We start from the raw sequence: 17285 nt of genomic DNA on the forward strand, positions 1-17285 counted from the left end.
CGGCATTCGATAATCATGCTACCTCGAAAGCGGCCTTGACGAGCCGTTCGGTGTAGGCGGTCTTGGGATTGGTGAGAACTTCGTTGACGGGCCCCTCTTCGACGATCCTGCCATGCTGCATGACGATGACGCGATGGCAGAGCGCCCGGACGACCTTGAGGTCGTGGGAGATGAAGAGGTAGCTCAAGCCCCGCTCGTCCTGCAGCTTGCGCAGCAGTTCGATGATCTGCGCCTGGACGGACAGGTCGAGTGCGGATGTCGGCTCGTCGAGCAGGATGAATTCCGGCTCCAGCGCGATGGCGCGCGCGATTGCGATGCGCTGGCGCTGGCCGCCGGAAAATTCATGCGGGAAACGCGACAGGATATTACCCGGCATGCCGGCGGCGACGAGCGCCTCGCGCACCCGGTCCTGCCGTTCGCCACGGGTGGCGCCCAGCCGGTTGACGACGAGGCCTTCCTCGATGATCTGGCCGATCGTCATGCGTGGGTTGAGCGAGGAGAACGGATCCTGGAACACCACCTGCATGCGGGCGCGCAGAGGCCGCATCCCGGCGCGGGAAAGGCCGTGGATCGGCTGACGGTCGAAATGGATCTCGCCCGCCTGGGGCGTGTTCAACCGCAGGATCGCCTGGCCGAAGGTCGTCTTGCCGGAACCGGATTCGCCGACAAGGCCGAGCGTCTCGTGACGGCGCAGCGAGAGATCGAGGCTGTCGACGGCGACGAGCTCGCGCATCTCCGGTTTGAGGAAGGTGCCATGGCGCAGCATGAAGGCGACCCGCACACCCTTGGCATCGAGGATGACATCCGATCCCGCCGGCAGCGGATTGGCTTGCCCACGCGGCTCGGAGGCGAGTAGATGCCGCGTGTAGGGGTGCTGGGGATTGGCAAAGAGCGCCTCGGTGACATTGTGCTCGCGCACCTCGCCATGCTGCATCACATAGACGTAATCAGAGAACTGCCGCACCACCGTCAGATCATGCGTGATGAGGATGACGGCCATCCCCAGCTCTTTCTGCAGGTTGCGGATGAGGTTCAGGATCTGCGCCTGCACTGTGACGTCGAGCGCCGTCGTCGGCTCGTCGGCGATCAAGACGTCGGGATCGTTGGCGAGCGCCATGGCGATCATCACGCGCTGACGCTGGCCGCCGGAAAGCTGATGCGGATATTGCTTCAACCGCGCGGCGGGATCGGGGATCTGCACATGTTCGAGCAGTTCCAGCGCCCGCTTTTCCGCATCCCTCCGGCTCACGCGGCGGTGCACGCGGATCGCCTCGACGATCTGGCTGCCGATCGTATAGATCGGGTTCAGTGAGCTCATCGGCTCCTGGAAGATCATCGAGATGCGATCGCCGCGGAGCTTGCGGCGGGCCCGCTCGGAGAATTTCAGGATGTTGCTGCCGTCATAGGAAACCGTCGACTTGTCGGAGACGACGGCGCGCTTCGACAGGAGCCCCATCACCGTGCGCGCCGTCACCGACTTGCCGGATCCGGATTCGCCGACGATGGCGATCGTCTCGCCGCGGTAGAGCTGGAAAGAGACGTCCTTGACGGCTTCGACGATGCCATGCTCGACCTTGAAATTCACCGCCACGTTGCGGGCGTCGATGATCGGGGTGTCCAAGCGGCCATCATGGTCGTGACGGACGGGCGGGGCGAAGGAATTGACAAGTGCAAGAGCCATATCGATCACCTCAATAAGGATCGACCGCGTCGCGCAGTCCGTCGCCGAGCGCATTGAAGGCGAAGACGGTGACGAGCACGAAGCCGACGGGAGAGAGAATCCAGGGGTAGGAACCGATGACCGAATAGGTCGCCGTATCCTGCAGCATCAGCCCCCAGGAAATCAGCGGCGGCTTGACGGCAAACCCTAAGAAACCGAGGAAGGATTCGAGCAGCACGACGCTCGGTATGTGCAGCGTCACCGCGACGATGACATGGCTCATCACGTTCGGCAGGATATGCTGGATGATGATGCGCTTGTCGGTGGCGCCGACGGCCATCGCCGCCCGGACATAATCGATGCGGGCAAGCGCGAGCGTCTTGCCGCGGACCTCGCGCGACATCTGCGCCCAGCCGAGCGCCGACATGACGACGATGACGAAGGCGAGGAAGACATTGGTCGGCGCCGTCACCGGGATCAGCGAGGTCAATGCGAGATAGAGCGGCAGCTGCGGGAAGGCGAGCACCAGTTCGACGAAACGCTGCAGCCAGATGTCGAAGGTGCCGCCGAAATAGCCCGACACCATGCCGACCGTCGTGCCGATGAGCGTGACGATGAAGACCACGGTCAGCGCGATCATCAGCGAGATGCGCGAGCCGATGATGGCGCGCGACAGCACGTCGCGGCCGAATTTGTCGGTGCCGAGGAAATGCACCGGCTGGCCGTCGACCGAGCCGAAGAAGTGGCGGTTCGCCGGGATCAGGCCGAACAGCTTGTACTCCGCGCCCTTTACGAAGAAGCCGAGCAGCCGCGGATTGTCGTAATCGACGCCGACGATCGGCTGGAAGGTGACGGGATCGAGCTCCTCGGAATCCGACAGCGCATAGACGCGCGGCTGGAAGACGAAGTTTCCGTCCTTGTCGTGGAAGCTCATCACCTGCGGCGGCGCGAAGCCGACATCGGTCGCCTTCGGATCCATCGGCGCGAAGAAATCGGCAAAGACCGCCATTATGAGCAAGAGCCCGACAAGCACGAGCCCGGCCACGCCAGTCCAGGAGCGCCGCAGCCGGCGCCAAACGAGCGCGAGATAACTTTCGCTGCCATGCGAAGGCTTTTTGATCGCGGGTTCGGTTGTCGGGGGCGTGTCGGAAGAATCGAAAGCAAGCATCTCAGGCTCCTCCGAACTGGCGCACACGGGGATCGAGCAGAGCGAGCAGCATGTCGGCGATGATATTGCCGACGATCAGAGTCGCGGACAGCACCATCATGAAGGTCGCCGTGACATAGACGTCGCCGATCGCCATCGAGCCGACGATCGCCGGGCCGACAGTCGGCAGCGCGAAGATGATCGCGGTTTCGATCTCACCCGTCAGCATGTAGGGCAGCACCACGCCCTGATACATGACGAGCGGATGCAGCGCGTTCGGCACCGCATGGCGCATCACCACCGCGCCGCCGGAGAGCCCCTTTGCCTTCGCCGTCTCGACATATTGCGCATTCAGCGTGTCGAGCAGATTGCCGCGCATGACGCGCATATTGTAGGCGAGCCCGCCGAAGGTGGCGATCGCCACAACAGGCCAGACATGGCTGACGAGATCGACGAATTTCGCCCAGGACCAGGGCGCGCCGCCATACTGCGGCGAGAAGAAGCTGCCGATCTCAGTCACGTTGAACTGAAAGACCAGGAGATAGACGATGATCAGCGCCATCAGGAAGCGCGGCACCGTCATGCCGAGAAAGGAGATTCCCGAAAGCATGCTGTCGATCCAGCTATATTGGCGCGTCGCGGCCCAGATGCCGAAGCCGATGCCGAGCAGGGAGGCGAAGATGTGGCAGACGAGCGCCAGGAGCAACGTCCGCGGCAGACGCTCGCCGACGACGTCGGCGACCGGCTTGTTGTAGAACATGCTGTAGCCGAAATCGCCGCGTGTGACGATGCCGCCGATCCAGTTAACATATTGGACTACCATCGGCTTATCGAGGCCGTGCTCGATCCGGTAGGCTTGCGCCTGCGCTTCGGCCTGGGCGTAGGATGCGCCGCCCTGATTGATCAGCTGGGATCTTATATAATCGGCATAGTCGCCGGGCGGGGCCTGGATGATCGCGAAAGTCACCACGCTCAGGATGAAGAGAACGGGGATCGCGGAGGCTATTCGCACGAGCAGGAATCGTAACATCGAACGGTTCGCTTCTCCTTGCAGCCAGTCGCTCCTTGTCAGCGCGGCCGGCTCGTTGGTCATATCAGGCCGCGCGCGGCACGCGCGGCCCGAACTCACTTCAGCTGGGAGGGAACTCCAGCGCGTCGCATCAGCTGCGACGCGTCTTTGTTTCATGCATCAGTTGATCGGGCCCTTGTCGCCGGGCTTGCCGGGCAGCTGCTCTGCGAACAGCTCGTATTTGCCCTGCTTGTCGGCAGCCACCCACAGGCGTTCGCGGATGATCGAGTCTTCAGCCCAGTTGAACATCATGATCGGCGTGCCCTGCGGCACGTTCGAGAAGCGCTTGTTGATGATCAGGGCGCCCGGATATTCCGTCAGGCCCACAGTGTTGACGTGCGCGGTAGAGATCTTCTGATACTGCTTCATCAGGCCGACCCGCTCGTCATTGCTCTGGCTCGCCCTGAACTTGTTGACGACGTCGACAAGCTCCTTTTCGAAGGGCATAAGATCGAGCTGGTCATCCTTGCCGGCCCGATGGTGCCAGCTGGTGCGCGGGCCGACAGGGGCGAGCTGCTCGGTGTTCTGCACCACCGAAGACAGCTCCGTCGTGTTGCGCTGGATCAGCCAGTCGAAGCGGCCGGCATAATGGGCGTCGTCACGCTTGGCGCCGTCGAGCGCATTGATGACGATCTTCAGGCCGAGCTTCTCCATCTGGCCGACAACACCTTCGGCAAGGCTCTTGTCGGTCGTATACTGATTGTTGATCAGCATGACGATTTCGACATCCTTGCCGCCCGCCGTGCCGGCAGGGAAGTTCACGATGCCGTTGCCATCGGTGTCCTTGAGGCCGGCCTTGGCCAGTTCCGCCTTGGCGCCGGCGAGATCGAAGGGATAATAGACGGTAGAGTTACGGTCGTAGAAGCTGGTGCCGGAGGAAAGCCCGCCGGGATAGATCGCCGTGAACGGCCCCTTGACCAGCGAGTCGCCGATCGCCTTGCGATCGAGCGCCATGGTGACGGCCTTGCGGAAATCCTCGTTTCGATTGAGCTCGCGGATCGCCTGGCCGCGCTCGTCCGGATTGCCCCAGCCATTGGCGGAGAAGTTCATGCGCAGGTTATAGCCGATCAGGCGCGGACCAAAGGCAAGCCGGGCGGGCGCGGTCTTTTCGGCGGCGCGCTTCAGCGAAGCGACGAAGTTTTCCGGCTGCTCCAGGTTGGAGATATCGGCGGAACCGGCCACTGCCTGAACGTCACGGTCGGCCCAGGTCGAGAGCTTGTAATGCAGCTCGTTGAGGTAGGGCAGCTGATTGCCCTTCTCGTCGACCTTCCAGTAATAGGGGTTGCGGCGCATGACGATGATGTCGTCAGGGCGATATTCGACAGGCACCCAGGCGCCCATCACAGGCATGTTCATGAACTCCGGCGGGAAGGCGTTCTTGAACTGGTCGTAGGTGTTCTTCGAATACTTCGGATGCTGGGGCTTGAGGATATGCGACGGACCCGGGCAGAAGTTCGGGTAGGACATCGTGTAGAGATATTGCTTCGGGAAGGCTTCCTTGAAGGTCCATTCGATGGTGTAGTCGTCGATCTTCTTCAGCGTCGTGCCGACACCGAAGGCCTCCGGTGAGGCGCCGCCGCCAAGCGGCGAGACGTTCGGATCGATGACTTCGTCCTCCCAGTAGAACATGATGTCGTCGGCACTGAACGGCTGGCCGTCGGACCACTTGGCGCCTTCGATCAGATGCATGGTGAGCTTATGGCCGTCCTCGGACCACTCCCAGCCCTTGGCGAGATTTGGCAGCGGCTCGGTATCCTGAGCCTTCACCTGAAAGAGCGGCGCGGTGCGCGTCAGGCATTCGGAAAGGCCAATATCGATGCCGCCCCAGCCCTGCGTCTGACCGGCGCCGTAGTTCCAGCCTTCCGGCCGGCCGCCGATGACGTGGCGCATCGTATCGCCGTATACGCCGATACCGTCGGGCATATTGCCTGTCTTAAAGACCAGCGGCTCCTTCGGCAGCCGCTCCTTGACCGGCGGCAGCTTGCCGGCGGCGACGAAATTCTTCGTGACCCAGTCGGGCTCGTGATATTCGGTCAGCGCCTTGAACTCCAGGATGGAGTCACGCGCGACATAGTTGATCTTGCCTTCGGCCGGAAATTCCGGCGGCACCGGCGGCACTGTCGGTTCGGAAGCATAGGCATTCAGCGCCATGACCGACACTCCGAGCGCCAGACCGGCGAGAATGCCTGTTTTGCGGAAATTCATCATCGTTTCTCCCTCTGTTTCGGAGCGCGGCTCACGCGGCTCCCTTTCCTCGCACGATGTGAAAACGGGCCCGGTGTCATGGATTTCCCTCCCGGAAACCGATGACGACCCGTCGTTCACGCGATTCACACGGCCTGTTTCAGAGCCGCCTTTTCCGCACGCAGCTCCTCGATCGAGCGGACGTTGCGGCGTGCAGCACCCGCCCAGTCACGGGTCTGCACCTTCGATCTCGACAGCCGCTCCTTGGCGGCCGGCACGGCGTCGGCATATTGCGGCAGCCAGCGCGCCTGGGCGACGACCATCTCGTCGACCATCTGCCAGACCTCCTCAGGCGTCGCCACGGCGCCGACCAGCGGATCGTGCAGCACTGCAAGCTTCAAGAGCTCGATATCGCCCGATATGGCCGCATGCACCGACATGCGCTGGACGTTGATCGAGGCGATGCAGGTCGCCGCACAGGCTTCCGGCAGGGTGACGCCGGAGACCATATTGATGCCGAAGCGATCGACGAAGCCGGGCGATTCGATGATCGCATCCAACGGCAGATTGGTGATGACGCCGTTGTTCTTGACGTTGAAATGGCCGCGATAGACCCGGTTGGTCTCCAAAGCCTCCAGAATGTGGCTCGCATGTTCGTTCGAGCGCCTGGCGGGATCGATCGGCTTGGAGGCGGATTCGAGGAATTGCGGGAACTCCGTCTCGAACCAGTTGCGCGTTTCCGTCGAGTGACGGAGGTAGCCGCCGGTCTCGCCATGGATCCAGTCGGACATGTCGATCCAGCGGGTGATCTCCTCCGGCCGCTTGCGGTACCAGGGCAGATATTCCGAGAGGTGGCCGTTGCTCTCGGTGGAATAGACGCCGAAACGCTTCAGCACGTCGATGCGCAATTTCTCCTGCTGCGAATAGACGGGATGCGCCTCGAAGGCCGCGACCAGCTCGTCCTTGCCGATCCTGCGGCCGTTGAGGCGCAGATCGATGAACCAGGTCTGGTGGTTGATGCCGGAGCAGATGTAATCGAGTTCGCTCACCGACTTGGCGCCGAGCACCTCGGCGATCTGTTCGGCGCCGTGCTGCACACCGTGGCAGAGGCCGACGGTGTCAACCTTGCCGTATTCGATCGCCGCCCAGGTGTTCATCGCCATCGGGTTGGCATAGTTCAGGAATTTCGCGCCGGGCTCGGCGACCTCTCTTATGTCCTTGCAGAAATCGAGGATGACGGGGATATTGCGCTGGCCATAGAGAATGCCGCCGGCGCAGATCGTATCGCCGACGCACTGGTCGATGCCGTATTTCAGCGGGATCCTGATATCGTCTGCATAGGCCTCCAGCCCACCGACCCGGACGCAGCTGATGACGTAACGCGCGCCTTCCAGCGCCTTGCGCCGGTCGGTCGTCGCCGTCACCCGGGTCGGCAGCTTGTTCGCCTCGACGACACGGTCGAGGATCGCCTTGATCATCTCGAGGTTATGTTCGCTGATATCGGTCAGCGCAAATTCGATGTCGCGAAACTCCGGAACGCACAATATATCGGTGAACAGCTTCTTGGTGAAACCGACGCTGCCCGCACCGATGATAGCGATTTTGAAACTCATGATCTTCACCTCGACCCAATCGAATGCTAGAGAAAAGATGATATGGAGGACCAGGCCGCATGCGGGCGCATGTGGTTGAAAAAGCCGTGAAACTGCCTGTTTTCCTCCCGGCCGCTGTGCTGGCCGTGGTCTCTTCCTCTTGTCGATGGCGATTATGCCGAAAATCCGCAGGCCGACCAGAGAAGGATTATGCTTTCAGGGGTAATTTTGTGCTGCAGGAATTGATCACCAATGGACAGGCGATGAGGACGGTTTCGCTGCCTCGCGGAGGCCAGCGGCTGCATGCTATGCCGACGAGTGCCGGGTACGAAGTGCGCGAGAACGAGACCTATGACTGGGACGGCCGCCGCCGCGGCCAGACTCCTTTCACCGTGCTGCAACACACGATCAGCGGCACCGGCCGGCTGCGTTACCAGAACCGCAATTATCGGCTCCAGGGCGGCGATACGCTGCTCGTTTTGGTGCCGCACAATCACCGCTACTGGCTGGAGAAGGGAGACCGCTGGGAATATTTCTGGATCTCGATGAACGGCGAAGAAACCTTGCGCATCCACAAGCTGGTGCTGGCGACCGCGGGCCCGGTGTTGAAGCTGCAGCCCTCGACGATCGATCACCTCGCCGATTGCAGCCTGCGCCTCCTCAAAGGGGCCACGTCGCCGGGGGCCGCCTCTGCGATTGCCTATGAAGCGGCGATGGCGCTCTATGACGATGTCTTCGGCTCACCGGCCTTTACCGCCGAGCTCAGATTGATGCAGCCGGTGATCGACCATATCAACGCCAATCTCGACAAACCGCTGCCGGTCAGCGAACTCGCGAGCATCGTCGGCCTCAGCCGCGCCCATTTCTCACGCAGCTTCGCCGAGAGCGAAGGCATGCCGCCGGCCGAATTCGTGCTGCAGCAGCGGCTGCAGCGGGCCGTCAAGCTGCTGACCAAGGCGGACTTCCTGCCGGTCAAGGAAGTCGCCATCATGTGCGGCTTCGAAGACGCCAATTATTTTTCAAAAGTCTTCCGCCGCGTCTACGGCACCAATCCGACCGAGTTCCGAACAACCGGGATGTATGCCAGCATCGGTAGGCCGAAATAGCTTCGGTCCTGGAGCCGATTCAGGCCCGGACCTCGAACACCATGTTGAACGGCGTTTCCGTCGCCCGACGGAAATGCGTGAATCCGGCGTCGAGCGCCACCTTCCGCAGCTTCCCTCCCGGCGCGTAATAAGGGAGACCTAAATTAGGACCTGTCGACATTCAGTCAATCAACCCTCCCTCACCCAATGAGCGTAGGTCGTCGAAGGTCGCGCAGGCCAGCAGCCGCCTGGTGCTGGGCATCATCTGCTTGCTTTCTCAGCCTGCGGGCACATCTTCATTGCTGACCCAGGACAAGGAACGGAGTCTCAATGCAGGGCGGTTCTTCAGGTCTATCTCCAGCTCAGTGCCGCGCCGCGCGGGCGCTCATCGCGTGGTCGGAGGAGGAGCTGTCTTCAGCCTCGAAGGTGGCCAAGGCGACGATTGCCGGTTTCGAGGCCGGAACGCTTCTCCCCGATGAGCAGACGCTCCAGGATATGAAGCGTAGCCTGGAAGCTGGAGGCGTGTTTTTCATTGCGGAAAATGGCGGCGGCGCTGGCGTTCGCTTGGCAAGATCGGCATCGGCTTCTATAGACACTGACGAGACCGAGACGGTCCAATACGAAGAATATCTCAAAAACGACGCCCCTCCCGGCGCTGGCGGTTGAATGGCAAAGAAACAGAAGCTTGAGCACTCCGAGTTGGCGGGGGAATTCACCGAAGACGGGGTTACGGTGCTCGTCGATATCTTTCGAGCCGCCGGCAGCAATGGAGACTGGACGATGGAAGTCGTCACCCAGGCAGAGGACCTGATCAAGTGGGACGAGCCTTTCGCGACCGACCGCGAAGCTTTCGACGAATTCCTCGCGGTCGTGGCGCGGGACGGCATCCGCTCCTTTCTCGACGATGAAGAACCTTCCGTGCATTGAGGGGCAGCCGTGAAAAGCATCAATGATCTCGTCGCCTCGGCGAAAACCGTCTGCGAGCGATATCGGGCCGGGCGGATGGAGCGCGAAACCGTGCGCGAGTGGGTTCTCCGGCTCGGCGCCTATCCCCCGCCGCACGGCGACCGCGTGCGCGAAGCGGCCGAATGGTTCCGCCTGCACAATCGCGAGCCTGTTTCAGAAGACATCGTGCTCGGGGATATCGATCGGCTCGAGGCGATTTCAGCGCCGTGATTCGGGCGTGCAAGCTCTTTCTCGAATAGCTCCAGCCTCGATCCGGACTGGCGCGTTTGCGCCGTTACTCGGCGGCGTAGGACCAATGGCGATTGTGAGCCTTATGCATAATGGCTCATCGCAGCTTCGATACGGAGAGGTCTGGGGGTTTTGCAGCTTCGGCAAGTGTGACACGCTCACGAGGCTGAAATCGCTCCTGCATCTCACGCGAGAAGCGCAAGCCAAGCGGCTAGGTAATTTCAATTCGTGCGGAAGTAGAAGGAACAGCACGTGGCAGCATTTCCGGAAAAGGCAAAGGTCGTCATCATCGGGCTCGGCGGCATCGTCGGCGCCTCCATCGCTCACCATCTCGTCGAGCGGGGATGGGACGACATCGTCGGCATCGATAAGTCGGGAATACCCACCGATATCGGCTCGACAGCCCATGCCTCGGATTTCTGTTATACCACGAGCCACGACTATCTATCGGTCTGGACCACGCAATATTCGATCGACTTCTACGAGAAGATGGGCCATTACGCCCGCATCGGCGGCCTCGAAGTGGCGCGCACCGGCGACCACGCCTGGATGGAGGAAATCAAGCGCAAGCTTTCCTCGGCCCGCGCTTTCGGCACACGCGCCCATTATGTCAGCCCTGCCGAGATCAAGGAGAAGTTCCCGCTGATCGAGGAAGATCAGGTGATGGGCGGCCTCTTCGATCCCGACGCCGGCCTCGTCATTCCGCGTTCGCAGACCGTTGCCGGCAAGCTGGTCGATGCCGCCGAAAAGGCAGGCAAGCTCAAGGTTTTCGGCAATACGCCGGCGAAGTCGCTGATCGTCGAAGGCGGCCGCATCAAGGGCGTCGTCACTCATCGCGGCACGATCATGGCCGACCATGTCATCGTCTGCGCCGGCCTGTGGGGCCGCCTGATCGCGGAAATGGTCGGCGAAGACCTGCCGGTCATGCCGGTTGACCACCCGCTCACCTTCTTCGGTCCCTATAACGAGTTTGAAGGCACCGGCAAGGAAATCGGCTTCCCGCTGCTGCGCGACCAGGGCAACTCCGCCTATATGCGCGATACCGGCGACCCGGCGACGACAGAGGGCGGCCAGATCGAGTGGGGTTATTACGAAGCCACCAATCCGCGCATGTGCCATCCGCGCGAACTTCTCGAAAAACACGAGGCGCGGCTTTCGCCCTCGCAGCGCGACCTTGAGATGGAACAGATCATCGAGCCGCTCGAGCGCGCCATGGAACTGACGCCGATCCTCGGCGAACTCGGCTATAACGAAGGTCACTCCTTCAATGGCCTGCTGCAGGTTTCCGCTGCCGGCGGCCCATCCTGCGGCGAGAGCCAGAAGGTGCGCGGCCTCTGGTATTGCGTTGCCATCTGGGTCAAGGACGGCCCGGGCTATGGCAAGCTGATCGCCGACTGGATGACCGACGGCCGGACCGAAATCGATCACAACAGCATCGACTACGCCCGCTTCTACCCGCATCAGCTGACGGAGGAGTTCATCGAAGGCCGCTGCTTCGAAGCCGCCCAGAAGATCTATTTCCCGGCTGTTCACACCCGCGAACCCTATGCATCCGGCCGCAACGTCAAGCGCTCGCCCTTCTACGAGCGCGAAAAGGAGCTTGGCGGCTACTTCATGGAACTGGGCGGCTGGGAGCGTGCGCACGGCTACGCCGCCAACGAGCACCTTCTGGAAAAATATGCCGACCGCGTCCCGGTTCGCGAGAACGAATGGGACAGCCGCCATTTCTGGCGCGTCTCGAATGCCGAACATCTGGCAATGAGCGAGGATTGCGGCATCGTCAATCTCAGCCATTTCCATATGGTCGATATCGAGGGGCCCGACCATGTCGAGCTGATGGAATGGCTGTGCGCCGCCAAGATCGGCGGCGATGCAAATATCGGCAAGGGTATCTACACCCACTTCCTCGACGACGAAGGCATGGTGCGCGCCGATTTCACGGTCTTCCGCATGGCCGACCGGTGCCGTCTCGTCAACGGCGCCGATGCCGGCCCGCGCGACCTGCACTATATGAAGCGCGTCGCCCAAGACCGTGGCCTTGACGTGACCATTACCGACGTCTCGGAGAAATTCGTGACGATCGGCATCTGGGGTCCGAACGCACGCGACACGCTCAAAAAAGCAGTGGCCGATCCGGCCGGGCTCGATCAGGAAAACTTCGCCTTCGCGGCGATCAAGCCGATCGAAATCGCCGGCAAATCAGTCACCGCCTTCCGCATCTCCTATGTCGGCGAGCAGGGCTGGGAACTGCATATGAAGTACGAAGACGGCCTCGCCGTCTGGGACGCGCTGCGCGCGACCGGTGTGATGGCCTTCGGCGTCGAGACCTATGCGAACTCGCGCCGCATGGAGAAGAGCCTGCGCCTGCAGAACGCCGACCTCCTGACCCAGTACAACCTGATCGAAGCCGATCTTGCTCGTCCGAAGGTCAAGGAAGCCGACTTCCGCGGCAAGGCAAAACATCTTGAATACAAGGCGCGTGAGCATCAGCCCGCCATGCTCTGCACGCTTGTGATGACCGAGAATACCGACAAGTCGGGCGTCAAGCGTTATCCCGTCGGCAACCTCCCGGTTGTCGACCCCACCACCGGAGAGGTTCTGGTCGACGAGCTCGGCCGCCGGTCGTACACGACCTCGATCGCCTACGGCCCGACAGTTGGCAAGAACATTGCTTTGGCCTACCTGCCCTGGTCGCATTGCCAGGTCGGCCGCAAGCTGAATGTCGAGTATTTCGCCGAGAGCTATCCGGTGGAGGTTGTCGGCGTCGGCTATAAGCCGATCTATGACCCGGAAAATCTGAAGCCGCGCACCTAAAGCGCGTCGCGAACTTTCACGTTCGACTGCCATGGCGCCGCAAACATGCGGCGCCACTTCCTATTGGTCGTCGCCATTTGCAGTTTCGACGCCATCGTCAGGCGCACGGCTGGGAATGAATCGTTTCGAGATCAGCCAGCAGCCGAGCGCCCAGAGCGCACCGGCGCACCATCCGGCGAAGACGTCCGTGGGGTAATGGACGCCGAGATAGATCCGGCTGAGACCGATGATGACGGCCAGGAAGACCCCGGCGCCCATGACGAAGATCCGCGTCGACCGGTAACGCTGGGTGCGCGCGACGAGCGCGCCGAGCGTCAGGTAGGTGACCGCCGAGGCCATGGCGTGCCCTGAGGGAAAGCTGAGATCGCTGACCTCGATCAGATGTGGCACGACATCGGGACGCGGCCGCGCGATGAGGATCTTGAGCAGCGTGCTCGCGAGCCAGCCCGTCAGCACCGAGGAAAAGACAAAGATCGCAATCGGCCAGCGTCGGTCAAGCAAGAGATAGACGGTGATGAGAACCGTCAGCAGCGCCAGGACCGTGATGCCGCCGAGGCTGGTGATATCGTCGACGGCATGGGTCAGCCACGCCGGACCGATCGGCACGGCAAGATCGTCCGCCCGTCGCAGCGCCAGCAAAACCGCCTCGTCGAAACGGAAAGTTTCCCCCTCGAGAACTTCGCTCGTCAGCCGCTGCAGCACGAATAGCCCGCCTGCGACGGATGCCAGCATGATCAGCGTCAGTGGCTCATAGGCATTGAGCCTCGCCAGGAAACCGCGTCGTTGAACCTCACTCATGCCGGCTTTCGAGCTCCCTTCATATCATGTCCATCCCCGCCAGATCGGCAAGGTGAGCCTTAATTTCAAGGCTTTGCAGCGTTCGGAGTTGTTCGCGGGCCTGATCCCCGCCCGATTTCAGATGACCGGTAGCAAAAGCTCAACTTTCTTTTGCTATCGCTTAAGCCAATTGTCCTGGAGGTTTCAGCGATGAACATTCTGACCGCTGTGGTTGTAATGGCGGCCGCCCTGCAGCCGGTCTCCGCCTTCGGCGAGACCGAATGGATGGGCGGTGCGAGACAGTGGTCGGTCGGTTTTGTCAGCGAACAGCCTTCCTATTGCCGGCTGCTGTGGGACAGCGAAATCGGCAAGACAATGGAGTTCCGCCAGAGTGCCACGGAGACCTTCTGGCTGGTGGCGAAGAAGACATGGGACATTCCGGCCGACACCAAGACCGAGGTGACGCTGACCGATCGTACGCAGACGAAAGTGGTTGCGGCTGAGTTCTTCGACAAGAACACGCTTCGCCTCTGGCCTCCGGGCAGCAAGGGAAGCGCCGGACTGAAGAAGATCATCAAGAATTCCTTCTCTGGAACTCCCGACGTGCAACTGACCTTTGCCGGCGACGAAGGCGACTGGACGCTGCCGCTCTCGCGGGTCGACCAGCTCTATCCGACCTATGATGAATGCCTCGAGCGTCTCGAAGCCGGGGGAAAACCCAAGCAGGATTCCGCGACCAGCAAGCCTTTCTGACCGTTGCCGGTTCAGCCCATTGGCGGTGCAGTCTCGCGGATCAGGCTTCGCACGGCCTCGATGTCGCCATTGAGCGGCCGATCGTCTCGATAATGGGAGACCTGCTGTCGCACGACCGAGTAGACAAGGTCCGTGCCGTGCGCCCGCGGCGCCGTCGCAGCCAGGAAATCATGCGCCTGGGCGGCGGCCATCAGCTCGATCGCCAGGATATATTCGGCATTGTCGATGACGGCGAGCAGCTTGCCGGCGGCGGCCGTCGGGTGGGCGAGGAAATCCTCCTGCAGGCCGGAGGTCAGGCCGCCGTCCATCGCCGCGGGTGCGGCAAGGCGGCGGTTCTCGTTGCTGAGCGCGGCTGCGGTATATTGCGCGATCATGAAGCCGGAATGGCTGCCGGCATCGCTCGCGAGAAAAGGCGGCAGACCGCTCACCAGCGGATTGACCAGCCGGTCCATGCGCCGTTCGCTGATCGCGCCGATCTGGCCCAGCGCAATCGCAAGGCTATCGGCCGCCTGCCCAAGGGCCGGGGCAACCGCATGCGCCTCGGAGGAGACGATCGGCTGCTCCGGCGTGCCCCAGACGGCCGGATTGTCCGTCACTGAAGCCAGTTCCTGGTCGACGGCGCGAGCGGAATTGTCGAAGACGTCGCGGGCGGCGCCATGGGCATGCGGCACCGAACGAAGGCTCAGCGCATCCTGGGTGCGCCGGCCGAAGGCGGCGGCGACAAGGCGGCTGCCGGAAAGGCGGGCGCGCAACGTCGCCCCGACCTTTTCGATGCCGGCGGACGGGCGCAGCTTCAGCACTGCCTCGTCGAAGGCGGCGATCTGGCAGCCTGCCGCTTCCAGCGTCAGCGCCGCGATGGCATCGGCCCAGTCGAGCAGCCGTTCGGCGCGCACAAGTGCCGTGGCACTCAAGCCGGTGGCGCAAGCCGTGCCGTTGACGAGGCTCAAGCCCTCCTTGGCGCCGAGCACGAGCGGTTCGAGGCCGATCGCTTCCAGCGCGTCGCGGCCGCTCAGGCGTTCGCCGCCGAGCGTGGCGCTGCCTTCGCCGATTAGCACGAGCGCCGTATGGGCATTATGGGTGAGGTAACCCGCCGAGCCTTTCGACGGCACGTCGGGAATGCAATCATGCGCCAGCAGGGCTGCGAGATGCTCGACGATCTCGCGCCGCACGCCGGAATGGCCGTGGGCGAAATTGGCGATCTGAGCGGCGATGATGGCCCGCACTTCGCGGGCCGCCAGCAGCGGCCCGACGCCGCAGGCATGGCTGAGCACGATGCTGCGCGACAACAGGCTCTGCGAGGCACGGTCGACCACCGTATCGGCCAGCGCTCCGACGCCGGTGTTGACGCCATAGGCGCGCACGCCGGTTTCGACGATGCGCGCGACGATGCGGCTTGCCTCGTCGACCCGCGCCCAGGCAGCCGGCGACAAGACAAGACTTTCCCCTGCGCCGACGCGGGCGACATCGCGCCAGCTCAGCAGCCTATCGAGAGTGATGGTCATTGACCCGTTCCGAAATGGCCGATGAACTGGCGGAAGGCGGGTGTCGCGCCGCCGGCAAACATCTCGTCCGGCGTTCCGCTGCTCTCGATCAGCCCTTCGCGCATGAAAACCACGCGGTTGGAGACGTTGCGGGCAAAACTCATCTCATGGGTGACGACGAGCATGGTCATGCCTTCCTCAGCCAGCGCGCGCATGACACGCAGCACCTCGCCGACCAGTTCCGGATCGAGCGCCGATGTCGGCTCGTCGAACAGCATGACCTTCGGCTTCATCGCCAATGCGCGGGCTATTGCGGCGCGCTGCTGCTGGCCGCCGGAGAGATGGGCGGGATAGGCATGGCGCTTGTCTGCGATGCCGACCTTTTCCAGCAGTGCCTCGGCCTCGGCGATGCATTCGGCGCGCGGCCGCTTCAACACGTGGATGGGCCCTTCGATGACGTTCTGCAGGATCGTCATGTGGGACCAGAGATTGAAGGACTGGAAGACCATGCCGAGCTCGGAGCGGATATGGTCGACCTGCTTCTGGCTGGCCGGCCTTGTCTTGCCCTTCTTGTGAATCATCTCGATATGCTCGCCGTCCACCCAGATTTCCCCGTCACTGGCGGTTTCGAGCAGGTTGATGCAGCGCAGGAAGGTCGATTTGCCGGAGCCGGAGGCGCCGAGCAGCGAAATCACATCGCCGTCCTGGGCGTCGAGGGAAATGCCGCGCAAGACCTCGTGCGTGCCGAAGCTCTTGCGGATATTGCGAACCGAAAGTCGGGTGACGCCTGGCATGGTTGCTCCAATCAGGTCAAAAACGCCTACGCCTTCAGAGCCTGCGGAATCGCACGGCGGTGTCGGGAGAGCGAATATTCGAGCAGGGCCATGCCCTGCAGGATGATGAAGTTCAAAACGAGATAGATGATCGCCGCGCAGAGGAAGACTTCCATCGTGCGGTAGGTCTGCGAGATCAGCCGCTGGGCCACACCGGTGACCTCCCAGACGGTGACGAGGCTTGCAAGCGCCGTCGACTTCATCATCAGCACGATCTCGGTGGAATAGGCCGGCAGCGCGTGGCGGAAGGCGATCGGCGCCAGGATGCGGCGCACCAGCAGGAAGCCTGACATGCCGATCGAGCGCGCCGCCTCGATCTCCTTCGGCGAGACGGCGCGGATGCCGCCGCGGAAAATCTCCGCCGTGTAGCCGGCCGTGCAGAGCGCCAAGGACAGGATGGCGCAGACCATCGGCTCGCGCAGGAACGGCCAGAGGAACGAATAGCGGATGACACCGAACTGGCCCAGGCCGTAGAAGACCAGGAACATCTGGATCAAGAGCGGCGAGCCGCGGAAGACGAAGATATAGCCCTTGGCAAAGCCCGACAGCACCGGGTTGCCGCTGACCCGCATCCAGACGATGACGAGCGCCAGCAGACCACCGAAGAAGATCGACAGCGAAAACAGGATCAGCGTCGTCGGCACTGCTTTCAGCAGCGTGACCATGGTCGAGGCGAGAAAGGTGAAATCCATCGTC

Annotated in this window: 15 protein-coding genes; 6 read left to right on the forward strand and 9 right to left on the reverse strand. The window is 62.3% G+C overall.

Annotated elements, in window-relative coordinates; all coding sequences use genetic code 11:
* Positions 1-13 precede the first annotated feature (13 nt).
* The 5 genes from FFR93_RS31665 to FFR93_RS31685 all read right to left on the reverse strand — a co-directional run bounded on the left by FFR93_RS31665 (position 14) and on the right by FFR93_RS31685 (position 7673).
* Positions 14-1681, reverse strand: a complete 1668-nt coding sequence (locus tag FFR93_RS31665) for an ABC transporter ATP-binding protein (protein WP_138396105.1) — start codon at positions 1679-1681, stop codon at positions 14-16.
* Positions 1682-1691: 10 nt separating this feature from the next.
* Positions 1692-2828, reverse strand: a complete 1137-nt coding sequence (locus FFR93_RS31670) for an ABC transporter permease (RefSeq protein WP_064707286.1) — start codon at positions 2826-2828, stop codon at positions 1692-1694.
* A gap of 1 nt (position 2829) precedes the next feature.
* Complete coding sequence (locus FFR93_RS31675; RefSeq protein WP_064707482.1) at positions 2830-3837, reverse strand: ABC transporter permease; 1008 nt, start codon at positions 3835-3837, stop codon at positions 2830-2832.
* A 159-nt stretch (positions 3838-3996) separates the two neighbouring features.
* Positions 3997-6084: an ABC transporter substrate-binding protein gene (locus tag FFR93_RS31680; protein ID WP_138396106.1), complete on the reverse strand. Its 2088-nt coding sequence runs from the start codon at positions 6082-6084 to the stop codon at positions 3997-3999.
* 122 nt (positions 6085-6206) lie between these two features.
* Positions 6207-7673: an alpha-glucosidase/alpha-galactosidase gene (locus FFR93_RS31685; protein ID WP_138396107.1), complete on the reverse strand. Its 1467-nt coding sequence runs from the start codon at positions 7671-7673 to the stop codon at positions 6207-6209.
* 59 nt (positions 7674-7732) lie between these two features.
* On the opposite strand from FFR93_RS31685, the gene FFR93_RS31690 reads away from it, so the two are divergent.
* From FFR93_RS31690 to FFR93_RS31710, 5 genes are all read left to right on the forward strand, one after another.
* Positions 7733-8758, forward strand: coding sequence for an AraC family transcriptional regulator (locus tag FFR93_RS31690; RefSeq protein WP_171049286.1), 1026 nt, complete (start codon positions 7733-7735; stop codon positions 8756-8758).
* A gap of 309 nt (positions 8759-9067) precedes the next feature.
* Positions 9068-9403, forward strand: coding sequence for a transcriptional regulator (locus FFR93_RS31695; protein WP_064707289.1), 336 nt, complete (start codon positions 9068-9070; stop codon positions 9401-9403).
* A complete protein-coding gene (locus FFR93_RS31700; protein ID WP_064707290.1) occupies positions 9404-9664 on the forward strand; it encodes a hypothetical protein in 261 nt (86 codons plus the stop codon).
* 9 nt (positions 9665-9673) lie between these two features.
* On the forward strand, positions 9674-9913 hold the full coding sequence (locus FFR93_RS31705) for a hypothetical protein (RefSeq protein WP_064707291.1): 240 nt from the start codon (positions 9674-9676) through the stop codon (positions 9911-9913).
* 270 nt (positions 9914-10183) lie between these two features.
* Entirely contained in the window at positions 10184-12745 is a 2562-nt protein-coding gene (locus FFR93_RS31710) for an FAD-dependent oxidoreductase (RefSeq protein WP_138396109.1), read from the forward strand.
* Between the two features lie 60 nt (positions 12746-12805).
* Here FFR93_RS31710 and FFR93_RS31715 read toward each other — a convergent pair whose 3' ends face one another.
* Positions 12806-13543: a phosphatase PAP2 family protein gene (locus FFR93_RS31715; RefSeq protein ID WP_064713245.1), complete on the reverse strand. Its 738-nt coding sequence runs from the start codon at positions 13541-13543 to the stop codon at positions 12806-12808.
* 189 nt (positions 13544-13732) lie between these two features.
* Here FFR93_RS31715 and FFR93_RS31720 point away from each other — a divergent pair, with 189 nt between their 5' ends.
* Positions 13733-14275: a hypothetical protein gene (locus FFR93_RS31720; protein ID WP_138396110.1), complete on the forward strand. Its 543-nt coding sequence runs from the start codon at positions 13733-13735 to the stop codon at positions 14273-14275.
* An 11-nt stretch (positions 14276-14286) separates the two neighbouring features.
* Here FFR93_RS31720 and hutH read toward each other — a convergent pair whose 3' ends face one another.
* Genes hutH through FFR93_RS31735 form a run of 3 tightly spaced genes read right to left on the reverse strand, consistent with a single transcriptional unit; the run spans position 14287 to position 17281 of the window.
* Entirely contained in the window at positions 14287-15777 is a 1491-nt protein-coding gene (gene hutH, locus FFR93_RS31725; protein ID WP_138396112.1) for a histidine ammonia-lyase, read from the reverse strand.
* Positions 15774-16550, reverse strand: coding sequence for an ATP-binding cassette domain-containing protein (locus FFR93_RS31730; protein WP_064707297.1), 777 nt, complete (start codon positions 16548-16550; stop codon positions 15774-15776). Before FFR93_RS31730 ends, hutH begins: the two co-directional genes overlap by 4 nt.
* 26 nt (positions 16551-16576) lie before the next feature.
* Entirely contained in the window at positions 16577-17281 is a 705-nt protein-coding gene (locus FFR93_RS31735; RefSeq protein ID WP_064707298.1) for an ABC transporter permease subunit, read from the reverse strand.
* Between the last annotated feature and the right edge of the window lie 4 nt (positions 17282-17285).

This window comes from Rhizobium sp. MHM7A (assembly GCF_005862215.1).
Taxonomy (GTDB): Bacteria; Pseudomonadota; Alphaproteobacteria; order Rhizobiales; family Rhizobiaceae; genus Rhizobium; species Rhizobium bangladeshense.

What these genes read in the sequence shown, in the direction of transcription:
- FFR93_RS31730 (WP_064707297.1), bottom strand. Translation starts at nt 16,550, where the DNA reads ATGCCAGGCGTCACCCGACTTTCGGTTCGCAATATCCGCAAGAGCTTC.
- hutH (WP_138396112.1), bottom strand. Translation starts at nt 15,777, where the DNA reads ATGACCATCACTCTCGATAGGCTGCTGAGCTGGCGCGATGTCGCCCGC.
- FFR93_RS31675 (WP_064707482.1), bottom strand. Translation starts at nt 3,837, where the DNA reads ATGTTACGATTCCTGCTCGTGCGAATAGCCTCCGCGATCCCCGTTCTC.
- FFR93_RS31700 (WP_064707290.1), top strand. Translation starts at nt 9,404, where the DNA reads ATGGCAAAGAAACAGAAGCTTGAGCACTCCGAGTTGGCGGGGGAATTC.
- FFR93_RS31695 (WP_064707289.1), top strand. Translation starts at nt 9,068, where the DNA reads ATGCAGGGCGGTTCTTCAGGTCTATCTCCAGCTCAGTGCCGCGCCGCG.
- FFR93_RS31735 (WP_064707298.1), bottom strand. Translation starts at nt 17,281, where the DNA reads ATGGATTTCACCTTTCTCGCCTCGACCATGGTCACGCTGCTGAAAGCA.
- FFR93_RS31670 (WP_064707286.1), bottom strand. Translation starts at nt 2,828, where the DNA reads ATGCTTGCTTTCGATTCTTCCGACACGCCCCCGACAACCGAACCCGCG.
- FFR93_RS31715 (WP_064713245.1), bottom strand. Translation starts at nt 13,543, where the DNA reads ATGAGTGAGGTTCAACGACGCGGTTTCCTGGCGAGGCTCAATGCCTAT.
- FFR93_RS31665 (WP_138396105.1), bottom strand. Translation starts at nt 1,681, where the DNA reads ATGGCTCTTGCACTTGTCAATTCCTTCGCCCCGCCCGTCCGTCACGAC.
- FFR93_RS31690 (WP_171049286.1), top strand. Translation starts at nt 7,733, where the DNA reads ATGCGGGCGCATGTGGTTGAAAAAGCCGTGAAACTGCCTGTTTTCCTC.
- FFR93_RS31680 (WP_138396106.1), bottom strand. Translation starts at nt 6,084, where the DNA reads ATGATGAATTTCCGCAAAACAGGCATTCTCGCCGGTCTGGCGCTCGGA.
- FFR93_RS31685 (WP_138396107.1), bottom strand. Translation starts at nt 7,673, where the DNA reads ATGAGTTTCAAAATCGCTATCATCGGTGCGGGCAGCGTCGGTTTCACC.
- FFR93_RS31720 (WP_138396110.1), top strand. Translation starts at nt 13,733, where the DNA reads ATGAACATTCTGACCGCTGTGGTTGTAATGGCGGCCGCCCTGCAGCCG.